Source organism: Pseudophaeobacter flagellatus (genome assembly GCF_021228235.1).
In the GTDB taxonomy this organism is placed as follows: domain Bacteria; phylum Pseudomonadota; class Alphaproteobacteria; order Rhodobacterales; family Rhodobacteraceae; genus Pseudophaeobacter; species Pseudophaeobacter flagellatus.
This window is the reverse complement of sequence record NZ_JAJQRG010000002.1, coordinates 128,328-146,389: the sequence shown is the minus strand read 5'-3', so window position 1 is coordinate 146,389 and position 18,062 is coordinate 128,328. Positions and strand designations below refer to the sequence as shown.

Genomic DNA, 18,062 nt, shown 5'->3' with positions numbered 1-18,062 from the left:
TTGCGTATGGAAACCATGGCGAAAGTCACAATCCGCCATAAGATAGAGTGTTACGAGGCCAAAGGCCAATCGGATCACATTGGCGCAGTGTTTTGTTTTTACTATGGGTCGAGGGCGCGATGGGGCTGCGGTGTCACGCTGCAGTCTTATTCGGGCAATTTGGTTTCCGGCACCTTCAGGGCTTCGGCAAGTCGCATCTTGGCGGATCCAGGGCGCAGGGGCTGCTGCTGGCTGTCCGAGGGCGACCAGCCGGTCAGGCAGACCAGTTCAAAGGTGGCAGGCAGGCGGTCGTCCTTGGTGGCAAAGTGCTCTCGGTAGACCGCTTCGGTCTGGGCAAAGAGCGCCCTGGGGCTGGCTTGTTTCAGCCGCTGGCTCAGCGCATTCCCTTCGCCCATGGCGCGCAGATCCCGCATCAGATGCAGGCTGTCACGGTATTCGACCGTCAGTGGCACCACATCGGCCACCGGCAGGGCAAATCCCGCCCGTTGCAGCAGCCCGCCCAGATCGCGGACCTCTCCCATGGGGGCAATACGCGGCGACAGCCCGCCACAAACCCGCGTCTCGGCCTCGGCCAGGGCGCTGCGTAGCTGGTGCAGGGTGCGCCCGCCCAGCATGATCGCCAGCAGCAAGCCGTCCTCTGTCAGGGCGCGGCGGCATTGGATGAGCTGGCCAACGGGGTCATTGGCCCAGTGCAGTCCCATGGCGTGAATGATCAGATCATGGCTGCCGGGCTGCAGATCCAACACATCCGTGTCGGGGATGATTTTGGCCTTGGGAAACGAATCCTGCCAAACCTGCGAAAAAGGAGTCACAATCGAAGGACTTGAAAAGACTCTGTTTACCAGTTTCAGGCGATCTTCGACCTCGTCGCGGGCAAGGTCATGCAGAAACAGCGCCGCAGGCTGGTGGCGGCGGCGATGCGCCGCCAGGGTCCGGCGGTCAAACAGGTCGGGCTGTGATTTGGGTGCTTGCGTCATAGGAGCTATGTAAATGTTGCGCGCGCAGTTTCAAACCGCTGTTTCACTTGTTTATCCCGCCAAATGCCTGGGCTGCGGTGATTTGGTGGAACAGGATTTTGGCCTGTGTGGTGCCTGCTGGGTCGGCGCGCATTTCATCAGTGGCACCATCTGCGACGGCTGCGGTCTGCCGCTGCCAGGTGAGGCAGATGACCACCAGTTGGAGTGTGACGATTGCATGGAACAACCGCGCCCTTGGAGCCGGGGCCGGGCAGCCATGATCTACAAGGAAAGGGCACGCAGCCTGGTGATGGCGCTGAAGCATGGCGACCGCACCGAGCTGGCCGCGCCTGCGGCAATCTGGCTGCAACGGGCGGCAGCGCCGCTGTTGCGCGGTGATCCGTTGATCTGTCCGGTGCCACTGCATTGGTCGCGTTTTCTGAAACGACGCTACAATCAATCGGCCCTTTTGGCAGAAAACCTGGCGCGACAGGCGCAGCTGACCTATCAGCCCGACCTGTTGAAGCGGATAAAACAAACCCCGAGCCTAGAGGGCAAGACGCGGGCGCAGCGATTTGCAGTGCTGCAGGATGCCATAGCGGTGCATCCGCGCCAGGTCGAAGCCCTGCGGGGGCGGGTGGTTTTGCTGGTTGATGATGTGATGACCTCGGGGGCGACGCTGTCGGCCTGCGCCGAAGCCTGCCTGGCTGCGGGCGCCGCAGAGGTGCGGGTTGCGGTTTTGGCGCGGGTCACACGGGCGTGATTTGCCGGGCTGCTACTGGCAAAGATTGCAATATCCCCCCATATACCTCAGAATCTCAGCAACTGGATATGGAGCCTAGGATAACTATGGTTGAAATTTATACCTCGCCGCTTTGTGGATTTTGCCACGCGGCCAAACGCCTGTTGAACAAGAAAGGCGTGGAATTTTCCGAGGTCAATGTGCTGACCAACCCGGAGCGCAAGTCCGAGATGATCGAGCGGGCCAATGGCGGCTATACCGTGCCGCAGATCTTTGTTGGTGACACCCATGTGGGTGGCTGTGATGATCTTTACGCGCTGGAGCAGGCTGGCAAGCTGGACGCCCTGCTTGCTGCCTGAGGCAAACCCAAGCAGCAGAAGGGATATTTGATGCGCGCCGCCCTGTTGCAGATCACCTCCAGCGATAGCCCGGCAGAAAACCTGGCCCTGTTGCAGCGCTTGATTGGCGAGGCAGCGGCCAATGGGGCAGGGTTCGTGTTGACGCCAGAGGTCTCCAACTGTGTTTCGCTAAGCCGCGCGCATCAGCAGTCGGTGCTCTGTCTGGAAGACGAAGACCCCAGCCTTGCCACCCTGCGCGACTGCGCCGCCAAGCATGGGATCTGGCTGTCGCTGGGTTCTTTCGGGGTCAAGACCAATGACGATGCGGATGGCCGTTTTGCCAATCGCCAGTTCCTGATCTCGCCGCAGGGCGAGGTGGTGGCACGCTATGACAAGATCCATATGTTTGATGTGGCGGTCACCCCGGAAGAAACTTTTCGCGAATCAGATGGCTACCGGCCGGGCAATCGCGCGGTAATCGCCAAGACGCCTTTTGGCACGCTGGGGCTGACCATCTGTTATGATCTGCGCTTTCCCCATCTGCACCGGGCGCTGGCCAAGGCGGGGGCCGAGATCCTGATTGCGCCAGCAGCTTTTTCGCCCGTGACCGGTGCAGCCCATTGGCACGCCCTGCTACAGGCCCGCGCCATCGAAACCGGCTGCTACGTTCTGGCCGCCGCCCAGACTGGCTTGCACAAAACCAGCCGGGGCGCGCAGCGCAAGACTTATGGCCATTCGCTGGTGGTGGATCCCTGGGGTGCAATCCTGTCGGATGCGGGGCGCGAACCGGGGATAAGCTACGTTGATCTTGACCGCGAAAAAGTGGCACAAGCACGCAGGCGCATCCCCGCCCTGACCCATGACCGAGAGTTTGACAGTCCTTGATGGAAGAAACCCACTCCTTGGCGGTGTCGCTGTTCAGCGAGATCCTGATGGCGGACCAACTGGCGCGGGCCCGTCTGGGCAAAGCCCTGCCTAAGGGGATGGAACTGTCACATTTTTCTGTGCTCAATCACCTGGCACGGACAGGGGTTGAGCGTTCTCCTGCGCAACTGGCCAAGGCCTTTCATGTGACGCGCGGCGCGATGACCAACACGCTGAACAAGCTGGAAGTTGCCGGCTATGTGCATATCCGCCCGGACTGGGACGATGCCCGGCGCAAGATGGTGGCGATCAGCCCGGCGGGGCGACAGGCCCGTGATGCTGCGCTGGCCAGCATCGTGCCGCTGATTTCTGAAGTGGTTAGCGATCTGGGCGGTGAACGCGTCCGGGCAACCCTGCCAATTCTACGTGAACTGCGCGCAAAGCTGGAAACCACCGCCTGACGCAGCCCCAGATTGCAGCCCAAATGACCTTGGGCCTTCTGATATTGCTCTGTGATAATTCTGTAGGTGAAATGTAAGGGATGCCCGTAATTGGGCATCCCTTGCTCCGTTTGAATCCTCTGTCGAGGTGTGAGTGGTGGCAGAATCAGGGCCAAGCCCTGGAGGGTCAAACGGGTGTGTCGCGGCCTGTGGACACAGGCGCAAAAACAGGCGCAAAAGCTGTATTTGAAGTGGCCTATAGGCTTTGAGCCCCAAGCCCAAGGCCGCAAAAGTGCAACCCTCCTATCCAAAAGGATAGGAGGGGCACACCTCGAGTTGCATCGCATCATAAGCGCTGGGCGAAACCCAGTGCAGGCTATGCCTTTTTGATGCTGGCGGTAACGTAGTTGACCGAAAGATCACGGTCGGAAATCGACCAGTTCCAGCTGAGCGGGTTAAAGACAAACCCCTTGCGATCTACCGGGGTCAGTCCGGCCTGCTGCAACAGATCGACCAATTCATCGGGGGTGATGAATTTATGCCATTCATGGGTGCCGCGCGGCAGCCAGCGCATCACCACCTCGGCGCCAAAGATTGCCATGGCATAGCTTTTGGGGTTGCGATTGATTGTGGAGCAGATTTCCAACCCGCCGGGTTTCAACAGTTGTTGCGTTGCGGTCAGATAGCTGAGCGGATCGGCGACATGTTCCACCACCTCCATGTTCAGCACCACGTCGAACTGTTCGCCAGCCGCAGCCATGTCTTCGGCGGTGGTATGGCGGTAATCAATCTGCAGCCCGGTCTGTTCGGCATGAAGCCGCGCCACCGGCAGGTTGCCAGCTGCGGCATCGGCGCCGGTGACTTCGGCGCCAAGCCGCGCCATGGGTTCACACAACAGTCCGCCACCGCAGCCGATATCCAGCAAGTGCAGCCCTGCGAAGGGCTCTGGTTGGGTCAGATCCCGATCAAACTCGGCGGCGATCTGACCGGTGATATAGTCCAGACGGCAGGGATTGAGCATGTGCAACGGCTTGAATTTGCCATTGGGATCCCACCATTCAGCGGCCATGGCCTCGAATTTTGCGATTTCTGCCGGGTCGACCGTGGATTGAGGCGCTTGCATTCCTGTCTCCGTATGTTCTTTTGTAGGCTATGATGTCATCTAGGTCAGTAATGGACAAACACACGGATCAAAAGCGCGCTGTGCACTATCTTTACCCCCCGCTCGACAGTTTCGATCAGCGGATGATCGAGGTGGGGCAGGGACACAAGATATATGTTGAGCAATCTGGTAATCCACGTGGCATCCCTGTGGTGGTTTGTCACGGTGGGCCGGGGGGCGGCAGCAGCCCGGCAATGCGGCGCTATTTTGACCCCAAAATCTATCGCATCATCCTGTTTGACCAACGCGGCTGTGGCCGCTCGCAGCCGCATGCTTCTTGTGAAGATAATACCACCTGGCATCTGGTTGCCGACATGGAAATCATCCGCCGCCAGCTAGAGATAGAACACTGGGTGGTCTTTGGCGGCAGCTGGGGGGCGACGCTGTCGCTGATCTATGCCCAGACCCATCCAGAGCGGGTGATGCAGATCGTGCTGCGTGGCGTCTTTTTGATGACCAAGAGCGAGCTGAACTGGTTTTACGGTGGCGGTGCTGGGCGGTTTTGGCCGGAACCCTGGGCCAAATTTGTTGCTCCGATCCCGCAGTCAGAGCGCGACGATATGATCGCCGCCTATAATGCCCGGCTGTTTTCGGGCGACAAGGCGGAAGAAACCCGCCTGGGCCGCAGCTGGTCCGCCTGGGAAAATGCCCTGGCCTCGATCCATTCCAATGGCACCTCGGTCGAGGGTCCCGGCGATTACGCCCGTGCCTTTGCCCGGCTGGAGAATCACTATTTCACCCATGGCGGCTTTCTCGATTTTGATGGGCAGATCCTGGCCAATATCGGCCGGATTTCACATATTCCGGGCGTCATCGTGCAGGGGCGCTATGACATGATCTGCCCGCCTGCCTCGGCCTGGAAACTATCAGAGCTGTGGCCAAATGCCGAATTGATCATGGTGCGCAATGCGGGGCATGCTTTGTCAGAGCCGGGAATCAGCGCAGAGCTGGTGCTGGCCATGAACCGTATTGCCAAGGAACTGTTGCCTTGACCCGTATCGACCGCCGCGCGCTGTTTACCTCTGGTGCTGCCGCAGCCCTGTTGGCTGCGACCGGAACCTCTTTGGCTGCTTCGCCGCGGTCGGGTGGGGTCTTGCGTCTAGCGCTGCCGCGCGATGGTGGGCTGCTGGATCTGGTGGCGCGTGGCGCGGTGCTGGACTGTCTGACCGAAATTGCCCCGGATGGGCTGTTGCGGGCTGAACTGGCAAACAGCTGGCACAGCCGGTCTGACGCCCGGATCTGGCAGTTTGATCTGCGCCAGGATGTTGTCTTCCATGATGGCAGCCTCTTGCAGGCGGCAGATGTTGTGGCCTCGCTGGCGGGTCTGGTCGTGCCGGGTGTTGAACAGCTGTCGGTGGTTGCACTGGGGGCGCATCAGGTTGAATTCCATCTGTCCCATCCCAATCCGCACCTGCCCTATCTGCTGGCGGGGGCGGGCTATGCAATTGCGCCGCAGGGTGCAGTCGATCTGCCGTTGGCACAGCTGATCGGCACAGGCTGCTATCAGGTGGACCGCGCCCAGGAGGGGCGGCATTTTCGGGCCACCAAAGTGGCAACCCATTACAAAGAGGGGCAGGCCGGCTGGGTCGACAGCCTGGAGGTGATTGTTATCTCTGACCCGGCAGTGCGGGCCGAGGCCCTGCGTGATGGTTTCGTTGATGTGGCGGCCCTGCCGCAGCCAGAGGCATTGTTGGCGCGGGGCGGTTTTCTGTATCACCCCTCGGCCGAGGACATGGCCTTGGCCACCCGCTCTGATGTTGGCATTCCGCGGGTGGTGGCCCAGCATAACGCCCTGGACGACGGGCGGATTGGTGAACGCTGGTGGCGGCTATGACTTTGGTGAAGATTGGCCGGTAACGGGCCGCGCGCAACTGAAGGCTTGCAGATTCGAAACAAGAGGCGTATATGGCAATTCAACAGCGGCGTGTTGAGCTCTGGTTCAAGACACCACCGGATTAGTCAACGGGCCGCGCGCCCGTTTTTTTGTGTCCTTCGGGATGCCGAATCCACCGCCCAACCTGATTGTGGCCAACCCGATTGTGGGAAGTCAAATGACCAACGACCTTATTGCCAAAGCTGCGATTGACCGCCGATTGGCCGAAATCCTCATCCCTGTGATCGAGGATCTTGGTTATGAGCTGGTTCGCATTCGCCTGATGTCCGGCAAAACCACCACGCTGCAGATCATGGCCGACAAGCCAGACGGCGGCATCGAGGTGGATGATTGCGCGGCAATTTCCACCGCAGTCAGTGCCTCGCTGGATGTTGAAGACCCGATTCTGGATGCTTATACTTTGGAAGTATCAAGCCCCGGTATCGACAGACCGCTGACCCGGCTGAAGGACTTTGACATGTTCGAAGGCTACGAGGCGAAGCTGGAAACAGATGAGCTGGTCGGGGGCCGTCGTCGCTTCAAGGGCGAACTGGCCGGCACCGAAGATAATGAAGTTCTGATCAATATCGATGATCAGGGCGAAACTGTTACCATTGGTCTGAAATTTGACTGGCTGTCTGATGCCAAGCTGGTTTTGACCGATGATCTGATCACGGAAATGCTGCGTCAGCGCAAAGCGGCCGGCACCTTGAACGAAGACGCATTTGACGAGATCGAGGCCGAAGAGCCCGAAGGGGAGAATAAGTAATGGCTATCACCTCTGCAAACCAGCTTGAGCTGTTGCAAACTGCCGAAGCTGTGGCGCGCGAAAAGATGATCGACCCCGGCCTGGTGGTTGATGCGATGGAAGAAAGTCTCGCCCGGGCGGCCAAGAGCCGCTATGGCAGCGAGATGGACATCCGCGTGTCGATTGACCGCAAGACCGGCAAGGCGACCTTTACGCGCGTGCGTTCGGTTGTCGAGGATGACGCGCTGGAAAATTACCAGGCGGAATTCACCGTCGAGCAGGCCAAGCAATATATGGCTGACCCCAAAGTCGGTGATACCTTCGTCGAAGAAGTGCCCCCGGTCGAAATGGGCCGAATCGCGGCGCAATCGGCCAAGCAGGTTATCCTGCAACGGGTGCGCGAAGCAGAACGTGATCGCCAGTTCGAAGAGTTCAAGGATCGCGCAGGCACCATCATCAACGCGCTGGTCAAACGCGAAGAATATGGCAATGTCATCGTTGATGTGGGCGCGGGCGAAGGTATCCTGCGTCGCAATGAAAAAATTGGCCGCGAAAGCTATCGCCCCAATGATCGTATCCGCTGCTACATCAAGGACGTGCGCCGCGAACCCCGTGGCCCGCAGATCTTCCTGTCGCGGACTGCGCCAGAATTCATGGCCGAACTGTTCAAGATGGAAGTGCCCGAAATCTATGACGGTATCATCCAGATCAAGGCGGTTGCCCGCGACCCCGGTTCGCGCGCCAAGATTGCCGTGATTTCCAACGACGGCTCGATTGATCCGGTTGGTGCCTGCGTGGGTATGCGCGGCAGCCGGGTTCAGGCTGTTGTGAATGAATTGCAGGGCGAAAAGATCGACATCATTCCATGGAACGATGATCAGCCTACCTTCCTGGTGAACGCGCTGCAGCCCGCCGAAGTGTCTAAGGTGGTTCTGGACGAAGAAGCCGGCAAGATCGAAGTTGTCGTGCCGGAAGAGCAGCTGAGCCTGGCGATTGGTCGCCGTGGTCAGAACGTGCGCCTGGCCTCGCAGCTGACTGGGCTTGATATCGACATTATGACCGAAGAAGAAGAATCGGCCCGCCGCCAGAAGGAATTCGAAGCGCGCACCGGTCTCTTTATGGAAACTCTGGATCTGGACGAATTCTTTGCCCAGCTGCTGGTTTCGGAAGGTTTTACCAACCTTGAAGAGGTTGCCTATGTCGAGCAGGAAGAGCTCTTGGTGATTGACGGTGTGGACGAGGCCACGGCCTCTGAATTGCAGGCCCGTGCCCGCGACCACCTGGAAGCCAAGGCAAAGGCCGCGATTGATGCTGCCCGCGAGTTGGGCGCCGAGGACAGCCTGATCCTGTTTGAGGGTCTGACCCCTCCGATGATCGAAGCCCTGGCCAAGGACGATATCAAGACACTGGAAGATTTTGCAACCTGTGCAGATTGGGAACTGGCCGGTGGCTGGACCAATGACAACGGCGAGCGGATCAAGGACGACGGTATTCTGGAGCCCTTTGGCATGAGCCTGGAAGAGGCACAGAACCTGGTGATGACCGCACGGGTCATGCTGGGCTGGGTGGATCCTGATGATCTGCTTGGCAATAGCGATAATGCAGAAGACAGCATTGAAGAGGAAGCTGAGGCTTAAGCCTCGGGTTTCGAACAGGAGAGAACGGTATGGGTCGCGCAGGCGCCAGTAAAAATCACGAAGATGGGCCGGAACGCAAATGTATTGCGACCGGCGAGTCAGAGCCCAAGCAGGGCCTGCTCCGCTTTGTGATGGGGCCTGAGTCGCAGGTTGTGCCCGATGTCTTTGGCAAATTGCCGGGGCGTGGGGTTTATGTGACAGCCAGCCGCGAAGCGCTGGAGCTGGCGGTAAAGAAAAAACTCTTTGCCCGTGGTTTCAAAGCGCCGGTGACATTGCCAGAGGATTTGCCCGATGAGGTGGAGCGGCAGACGCTGCGCCGCCTGGTGGAGCTGCTGAGCCTGGCACGCAAATCGGGCCAGGCCGTTGGTGGCTATGAAAAAGTCAAGGATTGGCTGGGTAAAGAACAAGCCACGGTCCTGATTCAAGCAAGTGATGGATCAGGGCGTGGCAAATCAAAATTGAGTACCCCGCATCGGGGAAAATTCATCGGGTGCCTAACGGCTGACGAGCTGGGGATGGCATTTGGGCGTCAAACTGTGATACATGCGGCGCTCGCCTCTGGTGGACTCAGCAAACGTGTTGTAGACGAGGCGCAACGATTGCAGGGTTTGCGCGAAATGGTGGGCGGCAACGGCCGCACAGAAGGATAAAGAGCTTTATGAGCGATAGTGACGGCAAAAAGACCTTGGGTCTGCGTGGCGGCGGTTCCCGGCCTGGGAATGTAAAACAGAGCTTTAGCCACGGGCGGACCAAGAATGTCGTGGTGGAAACCAAGCGCAAACGCGTTGTGGTGCCAAAGCCGGGTGGCAACAAGGGCGGCAATGCCGCGCCTGCAACCGACGGATCCCGTCGGCCAGCTGGTATTACCGATGCAGAGATGAGCCGCCGCCTGAAGGCGTTGCAGGCTGCCAAGGCGCGCGAAGTCGAAGACGCGGCCAATCGTGCCGCTGAAGAGAAGGCCCGCGAAGAAGACCGCGCCCGCCGCCGGGCCGAGGCCGAGGCCAAGGAACGCGAGCAGCGCGAAGCCGAAGATCGCGCCCGTCAAAAGGCCGAAGATGAAGAGCGCAAGAAGCGTGAAGCCGCAGAGGCAGCCAAGCGCTCTGCCGAGCCCGCTGCCGCTAGCAAGGCTGCTGCACCGTCCGAAGCTGCTGCCCCTCGTGCAGCCGCCTCTAAACCGGCACCTGCCCAGACCCCGCGCAAATCTGATCGTGAACGCGAAGAGCGTGGTCGCAGCAACAAGGGACGGACCGGCGATGATAGCCGTCGTTCCGGCAAGCTGACACTGGGTCAGGCCACCGGCGGCGCGGGCAACCGTCACCGCTCCATGGCCTCGATGAAGCGCAAACAAGAGCGCGCCCGGCAAAAAGCCATGGGCACGGTCGAGCGCGAAAAGGTTCTGCGCGAAGTGCAGCTGCCCGAAGCCATTATGGTTTCCGAGCTGGCAAACCGGATGTCCGAACGTGTTGGCGCGGTTGTTAAATCGCTGATGAACATGGGCATGATGGTGACACAGAATCAGACCATCGATGCTGATACTGCGGAACTGATCATCGAAGAATTCGGCCACAAAGTGGTGCGTGTCTCGGCGTCTGACGTCGAAGACGTGATCAACGAAGTACAAGACAAGGTCGAAGACCTGCAGTCACGTCCACCTGTGATCACCATCATGGGCCATGTTGACCACGGCAAGACCTCGATCTTGGATGCCATCCGCAACGCCCGCGTTGTGGCCGGTGAAGCCGGCGGTATTACCCAGCACATCGGGGCCTATCAGGTCACTACCGAAAGTGGCGCGGTGCTGAGCTTCCTCGACACCCCTGGCCACGCGGCCTTTACTTCGATGCGTTCGCGCGGTGCACAGGTCACGGATATCGTGGTTCTGGTTGTGGCGGCGGATGACGCGGTGATGCCGCAGACCGTCGAAGCCATCGCGCATGCCAAGGCGGCCGAGGTTCCGATGATCGTTGCGATCAACAAATGCGACAAACCGGCTGCTGACCCCATGAAGGTTCGCACCGATCTGCTGCAGCACGAAGTCATCGTCGAAGCGATGTCTGGCGACGTGCAGGACGTCGAGGTTTCGGCCCATACTGGCCAGGGTCTGGACCAACTGCTGGAAGCCATTGCGCTGCAGTCTGAAATCCTGGAACTGAAGGCCAACCCGGATCGTGCCGCCCAGGGCGCCGTGATCGAAGCGCAGCTGGATGTGGGCCGTGGCCCCGTTGCCACTGTTCTGGTTCAGAACGGCACCCTGCGTCAGGGCGATATCTTTGTTGTCGGTGAGCAATACGGTAAGGTCCGTGCGCTGATCAACGACAAGGGCGAGCGCGTGCAAGAAGCCGGCCCTTCGGTCCCTGTTGAGGTCCTTGGCCTGAACGGCACACCTGAAGCAGGCGACGTGTTGAACGTGACCGAAACCGAAGCCCAAGCGCGCGAGATTGCTGAATATCGTGCTCAGGCTGCCAAGGATAAGCGCGCCGCTGCCGGCGCTGCGACAACCCTGGAACAGCTGATGCAGAAAGCGAAAGATGACGAAACCGTCTCTGAGCTGCCGATCTTGGTCAAAGCTGACGTGCAGGGCTCTGCCGAAGCCATCGTTCAGGCGATGGAAAAAATCGGCAACGACGAAGTCCGCGTCCGGGTGCTGCACTCTGGTGTAGGCGCCATCACCGAAACCGATATCGGCTTGGCCGAAGCTTCCGGCGCGCCGGTCATGGGCTTTAACGTGCGGGCCAATACCTCGGCCCGGAACACGGCCAACCAAAAGGGCGTTGAGATCCGGTATTATTCGGTGATCTACGATCTGGTCGACGATGTGAAAAAGGCTGCTTCCGGCCTGCTCAGCGCCGAGATCAAAGAAACCTTTATCGGCTACGCGCAGATCAAGGATGTCTTCAAGGTGTCCAACGTTGGCAAGGTTGCCGGGTGTTTGGTTACTGAAGGTGTTGCTCGCCGGTCTGCTGGTGTGCGCCTGCTGCGTGACAACGTGGTTATCCACGAAGGCACGCTGAAGACCCTGAAGCGGTTCAAGGACGAGGTTGCCGAAGTGCAGTCTGGTCAGGAATGCGGCATGGCCTTTGAAAATTACGAAGATGTGCGCGCAGGCGACGTCATCGAGATCTTTGAACGCCAGGAAGTTGAACGTAGCCTGGATTAAACTGATCCTGAAATGTCGATCTACGATTAACCCAGTTTGGGCTAAGTATCTGGATCTAAATCAAAAGCCCCGGCAGAAATGCCGGGGCTTTTGCATGTGCACCGCCGCGGCAGGTGTGTTTGGCTTTTACTAATGCTGGGGGAAACGCTGCTGCGGCGCATTGGCGTGTATAGGTTTTTGCCCACTCCAGCGGCCGTGTTGAGCGGTGAGCAAGCTTGGGGCAGCCATTATTGGCTGCCCCGGTTCTGCGAGTGAGTGGTGGTCTTGAAATATGGTAGAGCGCGGGCGAACCTTGGGGACCTTATATGCGCTCCGCAGCGGGCTGCATCGAAAGGTTTTGCCTGTATGGCTGCACCGCAGATCCCCTGTAAAAACCCCGGAGAGGGGCATCTGTCTGTCTACGGTCTGCCCAGGAAAGCTGTTGGGTCTTGGTGGGCATGTTAAGAGTATGCCGATATTTTGCCAAATTGGTTAAAAAAGGTTTCCGGCGATTTGCGCTGCCCGTTTTTTTTGCCGATCCTGGTATTTTCACGAAGGGTTGAGGGGTGGCGCGGGGGGCAGACAAAGCAAGGCAAGCCCTGAGGCAGATCTGTCAGAACAGGGCAAAGGGGTAGGGGGGCCGCAACCAGTCGGCTGCAACCCCTCGTTCAGAGCCAGTCCCGCAGAATGGGGATCAGCGGAATATCTGCCGCTGGCATTGGATAGTTTCGCAGCTCTTGCGGGCGCACCCATTTCAGCGTCTGCCCTTCGCGGGCCTGGGGAATACCGTTCCATTTGCGACAGGCAAACAGCGGCATCAACAGATGGAAGCTATCGTAGCTATGGCTGGCAAAGGTCAGCGGTGCCAGACAGGACGACCAGGTGTCGATGCCCAGCTCCTCTTGCAGCTCCCGGACCAGGGCCGCCTCTGGGGTTTCGCCGGGTTCGATCTTGCCACCGGGAAACTCCCACAGCCCGGCCATGGCTTTGCCCTCTGGTCGCTGTGCCAGCAGAACACGCCCCTCTACATCAATTAAGGCAACCGCCGATACCAGAACCACCTTCATGAGCGATAGTCCGCATTGATGGTGATATATTGGTGGGTCAGGTCGCAGGTCCAGACGGTGCAGTGCCCCTCGCCAAGTCCAAGATCCACCTTGATGGTGATCTCATCACGGCGCATCTGTGCGGCACCGTCTTCTTCGCGGTAGCTGGGGCTGACCCAGCCCTTTTCCGCCACCAGAACATCGCCAAAAGAGATGGAGAGCAGGTCGCGATCCGCTGCTGCACCAGATTTGCCAATGGCCATGACGACGCGGCCCCAGTTGGGATCTTCGCCGGCGATGGCGGTTTTCACCAGCGGTGAATTGGCAATGGCTAGCCCATGGGTCTTGGCCTCTGCGTCTGAAATGGCGCCGGTGACCTGGATTTCGACAAATTTGGAGGCGCCTTCACCATCGCGCACAACCTGATGCGCCAAATCCAGCATAACAGCTTCTAGTGCTTGGGAAAATTCAGGTTGATTGGTGACGTCAACGCCAGAGGCCCCAGTCGCACAGAGCATCAGACTGTCCGAGGTAGAGGTGTCGCTGTCGACGGTGATGCAGTTGAAGCTGCGGTCGCAGAGGCGGCTCAGCTCTGCCTGCAGCGGTTCTTGCGGGATTTTGGCGTCGGTAAAGATATAGACCAGCATGGTGGCCATATCGGGTGCGATCATGCCTGACCCCTTGGCGATACCGGCGATAGAGACGGTCTTGCCCTCAACGGTAACCTTGGCCGACGCGCCCTTGGCAAAGGTATCGGTGGTCATGATCGCCTCGGCGGCGGCCTCAAGCGCTGTGTCCTGCAGCCCATCGTTCAACGTCGCAATCTGGGCAATGATGCGGTCATGCGGCAGTGGCTCGCCAATCACCCCGGTCGAGGCGGTAAAGACCCGCGCAGACGGCAGCCCGGTAATCTGCGCCACCGCAGCGGTGATTTCCGCCACCGAGGTCTGGCCATAATGGCCGGTAAAGGCGTTGGAATTGCCAGAGTTCACCAGAATGGCAGCGCCGGCACTGCTGTCGCCCCCCAGCTTGCCCTGGCAGTCGCGCACCGGTGCCGATCGGGTCTTGGACCGGGTGAAGGTGCCGGCGACGGTGGTGCCGGGATCCATCACGGCCAGCATGACATCGTTGCGGTTCTGGTATTTGACGCCAGCAGAGCCCGCGCAGAGGCGCAGGCCCTTGATCACCGGCAAATCCGGAAAGGCCGCTGGGGCCAGTGGAGAGCGGGGTAGGCTGTCGCCCATGATCAGTTCCTCACCAGGCTAAGGTCGCGCAGGATTTCGGGGTCGAAATCTTCGATCTCCGGGCGCTCAATCACGGCTGCGGCCGTCAGATCGCTGACGCGGGCCTCGACGGCGGCATCTTTCAGCTCCTGGCTCAGCGCCTCGCGGACCTCTTCAAAAGCTGGGGCGGCGGTCTTGCGGCGCTCTTTCAGCAGGATCAGGTGCCAGCCGAACTGGGTTTCAACCGGGGCAGAGACCTGGCCGGCCCGCAGGTCCAGCACCGCCTCTTCGAATTCGGGGACCATGCGGCCACGGGTGAACCAGCCCAGATCGCCGCCATTTGGCCCGGATGGCCCGATAGAGCGTTCCTTGGCCATGGTGGAAAAGTCGGCGCCGCTGTCCAGCTCTGTCTTGATTTCCAGCGCATCTTCCTGGGTTTCGACCAGGATATGCGCGGCGTTGAATTCATCGCCGCCATCGCCATCGGAATATTTGTCCTCGTAGGCCTGGCGCAGGTCATCCTCTTGGCTGGCGGTTTCCATCACGGAGTCTATGACATTGGCGGCCAGCAGGGCGCGCTCTTCGTTGTCGATGGCCAGTTTCACATACTGGGGCATGCCTCCGTGCAGTTCCTGTTTTAGCGCGGTTTGCTGTACCAGCTGATCAAGGATCGCATTGTATAACACATCATCGGGCAGCTGTTTGTACTGCTCGGGCAGGCTGTCGCGGGCCATGATCATGTGACCCAGGGTGATCGCTTCGCCGTTGACGGTTGCGATCACGGTATTGGCATGGGGCGCAGCCAATGCAGGCAGGGGCAGGGCCAAAAATATGCCCAGTGCTGTACCACGCAGAAAAGTGAGGCCTTTACGCATTGAATTCTTCCTATTCCCGGGCCGCAACGGGGCGCGGCGTTGACACTTATTTTCCTGCCCCTTACATCCCAAAGAGGCCTAGGGCAGGACCGTCGTTTCCCCCGTTGTTTATGGGTTGAGACCGCGACGGGCAAGCCTGCCTGATACAGAGGCCGATAAGAGGATCGTTGGAGAACACATGCTGGGTATCGGAACACTCGCCAAAAAGGTTTTCGGAACACCGAATGACCGCAAAATAAAGGCGACACGGCCGCTGGTTGCACAGATCAATGCGCTGGAAGAGACGTTCGAAAAGCTTAGCGATGAGGGGCTGAAAGCGAAGACCGCAGAGCTGCGCAAGCGGGCGCTGGAAGGTGATAATCTGGACGACCTGCTGCCAGAGGCCTTTGCCAATGTCCGCGAAGCCGCGCGCCGGGCGCTGGGGCTACGGGCCTTTGACACCCAGCTGATGGGCGGCATCTTTCTGCATCAGGGTAACATTTCCGAGATGAAAACCGGCGAGGGTAAAACCCTTGTGGCGACCTTCCCGGCCTATCTGAACGCGCTGACTGGGCGCGGTGTGCATGTGGTGACGGTGAACGAATACCTGGCCAAGCGTGACTCGGAATGGATGAGCAAGGTCTTTGACGCCCTTGGCATGACAACCGGCGTGATCTGGTCGGGCCAGCCCGATGATGAAAAGATGACCGCCTACAAATGCGACGTCACCTACGCCACCAATAACGAACTTGGCTTTGACTATCTGCGCGACAACATGAAGCCCAGCCTCGATCAGGTGTTCCAGCTACAGCATAATTTTGCCATCGTGGATGAGGTCGACTCGATCCTGATCGATGAGGCCCGCACGCCGCTGATTATCTCTGGCCCGGCCGAGGATCGTTCGGATCTGTATATTTCCATCGACAAAATGATCCCCTTCCTGACGGAAGAGCATTTTGAGATTGATGAAAAAACCCGCGGTGTGACCTTCACCGAAGAGGGTAACGACTTTCTTGAGAAAACCTTGCGCGAGCATGGGCTGCTGGACGAGGACGCGTCGCTTTATGATCCCGAGAGCACCACAGTGGTGCACCACGTCAACTCGGCTTTGCGGGCGCATAAGCTGTTCCAGCGCGACAAGGATTACATCGTGCGCGACGGCGAAGTGGTCTTGATCGATGAATTCACCGGCAGGATGATGGCCGGGCGCCGCCTGTCCGAAGGGCTGCATCAGGCGATCGAAGCCAAGGAAGAGGTCTCGATCCAGCCGGAAAACACCACGCTGGCCTCGGTGACCTTCCAGAACTACTTCCGTCTCTATGACAAGCTGTCCGGCATGACAGGCACCGCCCTGACCGAGGCCGAGGAATTTTCCGAAATCTATAATCTGGGCGTGGTCGAAGTGCCCACCAACAAGCCTATCGCCCGCGTTGACGAAGACGATCGCGTCTATCGCACTGCGGTTGAAAAATTCCAGGCCATGGTGGAGGAGACGAAGATCGCCCATGCCAAGGGCCAGCCGGTTCTATTGGGGACCACCTCGATTGAAAAATCAGAACTGCTGAGCCAGATGCTGGAGCATGAAGGCATCAAACACAACGTGCTGAACGCCCGCCATCACGAGCAGGAAGCGCAGATTGTGGCGGATGCAGGTCGGTTTGGCGCGGTGACAATCGCCACCAACATGGCGGGGCGCGGCACAGATATTCAGCTTGGCGGTAACGTCGATATGATGGTGATGGCAGCGCTAGAGGCCAATCCGGATGCCGATCCTGTCGCCCTGCGCGCCGAAGAAGAAGCCAAGCACGCGGAAGAAAAGAAAAAGGTCCTTGAGGCCGGCGGTCTCTGTGTGATGGCCTCTGAGCGCCACGAAAGTCGTCGTATCGACAACCAGCTGCGCGGCCGTTCTGGCCGTCAGGGTGATCCAGGGCGCACCTGTTTCTACCTGAGCCTGGAAGACGACCTGATGCGGATCTTTGGCTCGGAACGTCTGGATAAAGTGCTGTCCAGCCTGGGCATGAAGGAAGGCGAGGCGATCATTCATCCCTGGGTGAACAAATCGCTGGAACGCGCCCAGGCCAAGGTCGAAGGCCGCAACTTCGACATGCGTAAAAACGTGCTGAAGTTTGACGATGTGATGAACGATCAGCGGAGGGTGATCTTTGGTCAGCGCCGTGAAATCATGGCCGCCGAAGATCTGTCAGAGATTGTTGGTGATATGCGTGAAGAGGTGATCGAAGAGCTGATCGACACCTATATGCCGCCAAAAACCTATGCCGAACAGTGGGATGTCGATGGGCTTCACGCCGCCGTTCTGGAAAAGCTGAGCATGGATGCCCCGGTTGCCGATTGGGCTGCCGAAGAAGGCGTCGATGATGAACAGATGGCCGAACGCTTGAATGCTGCCGCCAATCAGATGATGGCGGAAAAAACCGAAGCCTTTGGCCCGGAAAGCATGCGCAACATCGAAAAGCAGGTGCTGTTGCAGACCATTGATGCCAAATGGCGCGAACATCTGCTGACACTAGAGCATCTGCGCTCTGTTGTGGGGTTCCGAGGTTATGCGCAGCGCGATCCGCTGAACGAATACAAGAACGAAAGCTTTCAGCTGTTTGAAACCATGCTCGATTCGCTGCGTCTGGATGTGACCCAACAGCTGAGCCGGGTGCGCCCGATGACCGAGGAAGAGCAGAAGAAAATGCTGGCGGAAATGGCGGCGCGTCAGGCGGCCATGCAGCAGATGGCGCAGGGTGGTGCGCCTACCCCGGCGGGCAACCCAGAGGATGCGGCACCCGGTTTTGTCGAAGATGACCCGCAGACCTGGGGCAACCCTTCGCGCAATGACAAATGCCCCTGCGGGTCCGGTAAAAAGTTCAAACACTGCCACGGGCGCATCGCCTAAGCCCCAGCCAGCAATGATCCTGCCCTGACCGCAGCTGCGGCCTGGGGAAACCGTAAAATCTGCGTGAATGACCCCGGCCCTTGGCTGGGGTTAATTCTTTTTGGCTACCCATATTTCCAATGGCGTCACCGCGCCTGCACC

The 18,062-nt window shown here is 59.1% G+C and carries 16 protein-coding genes; 11 read left to right on the top strand and 5 right to left on the bottom strand.

Annotation, left to right across the window (positions count from 1 at the left end; genetic code table 11):
• Window positions 1-146 precede the first annotated feature (146 nt).
• Window positions 147-977 carry a methyltransferase domain-containing protein gene (locus LRK71_RS04200; RefSeq protein ID WP_232401327.1) on the bottom strand — a complete coding sequence of 277 codons (831 nt, stop codon included), beginning with the start codon at window positions 975-977 and terminating at the stop codon, window positions 147-149.
• A gap of 13 nt (window positions 978-990) precedes the next feature.
• On the opposite strand from LRK71_RS04200, the gene LRK71_RS04195 reads away from it, so the two are divergent.
• The 4 genes from LRK71_RS04195 (at window position 991) to LRK71_RS04180 (ending at window position 3,361) form a co-directional block, all read left to right on the top strand.
• Window positions 991-1,719, top strand: coding sequence for a double zinc ribbon domain-containing protein (locus LRK71_RS04195; RefSeq protein ID WP_232401325.1), 729 nt, complete (start codon window positions 991-993; stop codon window positions 1,717-1,719).
• Between the two features lie 80 nt (window positions 1,720-1,799).
• Window positions 1,800-2,057, top strand: coding sequence for a glutaredoxin 3 (gene grxC, locus LRK71_RS04190; RefSeq protein WP_408635980.1), 258 nt, complete (start codon window positions 1,800-1,802; stop codon window positions 2,055-2,057).
• A 30-nt stretch (window positions 2,058-2,087) separates the two neighbouring features.
• Window positions 2,088-2,921, top strand: coding sequence for a carbon-nitrogen hydrolase family protein (locus LRK71_RS04185; RefSeq protein ID WP_232401321.1), 834 nt, complete (start codon window positions 2,088-2,090; stop codon window positions 2,919-2,921).
• A complete protein-coding gene (locus LRK71_RS04180) occupies window positions 2,921-3,361 on the top strand; it encodes a MarR family winged helix-turn-helix transcriptional regulator (protein ID WP_232401320.1) in 441 nt (146 codons plus the stop codon). The genes LRK71_RS04185 and LRK71_RS04180 overlap by 1 nt, the downstream gene beginning before the upstream one ends.
• Window positions 3,362-3,716: 355 nt before the next feature.
• On the opposite strand, the gene ubiG is transcribed toward LRK71_RS04180, so the two are convergent.
• Complete coding sequence (ubiG, locus tag LRK71_RS04175; RefSeq protein WP_232401319.1) at window positions 3,717-4,463, bottom strand: bifunctional 2-polyprenyl-6-hydroxyphenol methylase/3-demethylubiquinol 3-O-methyltransferase UbiG; 747 nt, start codon at window positions 4,461-4,463, stop codon at window positions 3,717-3,719.
• A gap of 50 nt (window positions 4,464-4,513) precedes the next feature.
• On the opposite strand from ubiG, the gene pip reads away from it, so the two are divergent.
• The 6 genes from pip (at window position 4,514) to infB (ending at window position 11,917) form a co-directional block, all read left to right on the top strand.
• Window positions 4,514-5,494 (top strand): prolyl aminopeptidase, encoded by a 981-nt coding sequence (pip, locus tag LRK71_RS04170; RefSeq protein WP_232401318.1) that lies wholly within the window; start codon window positions 4,514-4,516, stop codon window positions 5,492-5,494.
• The gene (locus tag LRK71_RS04165; protein WP_232401317.1) at window positions 5,491-6,336 is read left to right on the top strand and encodes an ABC transporter substrate-binding protein; all 846 of its coding nucleotides are present in this window, start codon (window positions 5,491-5,493) and stop codon (window positions 6,334-6,336) included. Before pip ends, LRK71_RS04165 begins: the two co-directional genes overlap by 4 nt.
• 217 nt (window positions 6,337-6,553) lie before the next feature.
• The gene (gene rimP / locus LRK71_RS04160; protein ID WP_232401316.1) at window positions 6,554-7,144 is read left to right on the top strand and encodes a ribosome maturation factor RimP; all 591 of its coding nucleotides are present in this window, start codon (window positions 6,554-6,556) and stop codon (window positions 7,142-7,144) included.
• The gene (gene nusA, locus LRK71_RS04155) at window positions 7,144-8,760 is read left to right on the top strand and encodes a transcription termination factor NusA (RefSeq protein ID WP_232401315.1); all 1,617 of its coding nucleotides are present in this window, start codon (window positions 7,144-7,146) and stop codon (window positions 8,758-8,760) included. Before rimP ends, nusA begins: the two co-directional genes overlap by 1 nt.
• Before the next feature lie 29 nt (window positions 8,761-8,789).
• On the top strand, window positions 8,790-9,410 hold the full coding sequence (locus LRK71_RS04150; protein ID WP_232401313.1) for an RNA-binding protein: 621 nt from the start codon (window positions 8,790-8,792) through the stop codon (window positions 9,408-9,410).
• Between the two features lie 8 nt (window positions 9,411-9,418).
• Entirely contained in the window at window positions 9,419-11,917 is a 2,499-nt protein-coding gene (infB, locus tag LRK71_RS04145) for a translation initiation factor IF-2 (protein ID WP_232401311.1), read from the top strand.
• A gap of 647 nt (window positions 11,918-12,564) precedes the next feature.
• Here the strand turns inward: infB and mutT are convergent.
• The 3 genes from mutT to LRK71_RS04130 are packed head-to-tail and all read right to left on the bottom strand — an operon-like array spanning window position 12,565 to window position 15,040.
• Window positions 12,565-12,963: an 8-oxo-dGTP diphosphatase MutT gene (gene mutT, locus LRK71_RS04140; protein WP_232401310.1), complete on the bottom strand. Its 399-nt coding sequence runs from the start codon at window positions 12,961-12,963 to the stop codon at window positions 12,565-12,567.
• Entirely contained in the window at window positions 12,960-14,186 is a 1,227-nt protein-coding gene (gene argJ / locus LRK71_RS04135; RefSeq protein WP_232401309.1) for a bifunctional glutamate N-acetyltransferase/amino-acid acetyltransferase ArgJ, read from the bottom strand. Before argJ ends, mutT begins: the two co-directional genes overlap by 4 nt.
• A 2-nt stretch (window positions 14,187-14,188) precedes the next feature.
• Window positions 14,189-15,040 carry a peptidylprolyl isomerase gene (locus tag LRK71_RS04130; RefSeq protein WP_232401308.1) on the bottom strand — a complete coding sequence of 284 codons (852 nt, stop codon included), beginning with the start codon at window positions 15,038-15,040 and terminating at the stop codon, window positions 14,189-14,191.
• Window positions 15,041-15,218: 178 nt separating this feature from the next.
• On the opposite strand from LRK71_RS04130, the gene secA reads away from it, so the two are divergent.
• Window positions 15,219-17,921: a preprotein translocase subunit SecA gene (secA, locus tag LRK71_RS04125; RefSeq protein ID WP_232401307.1), complete on the top strand. Its 2,703-nt coding sequence runs from the start codon at window positions 15,219-15,221 to the stop codon at window positions 17,919-17,921.
• Window positions 17,922-18,062: the final 141 nt, after the last annotated feature.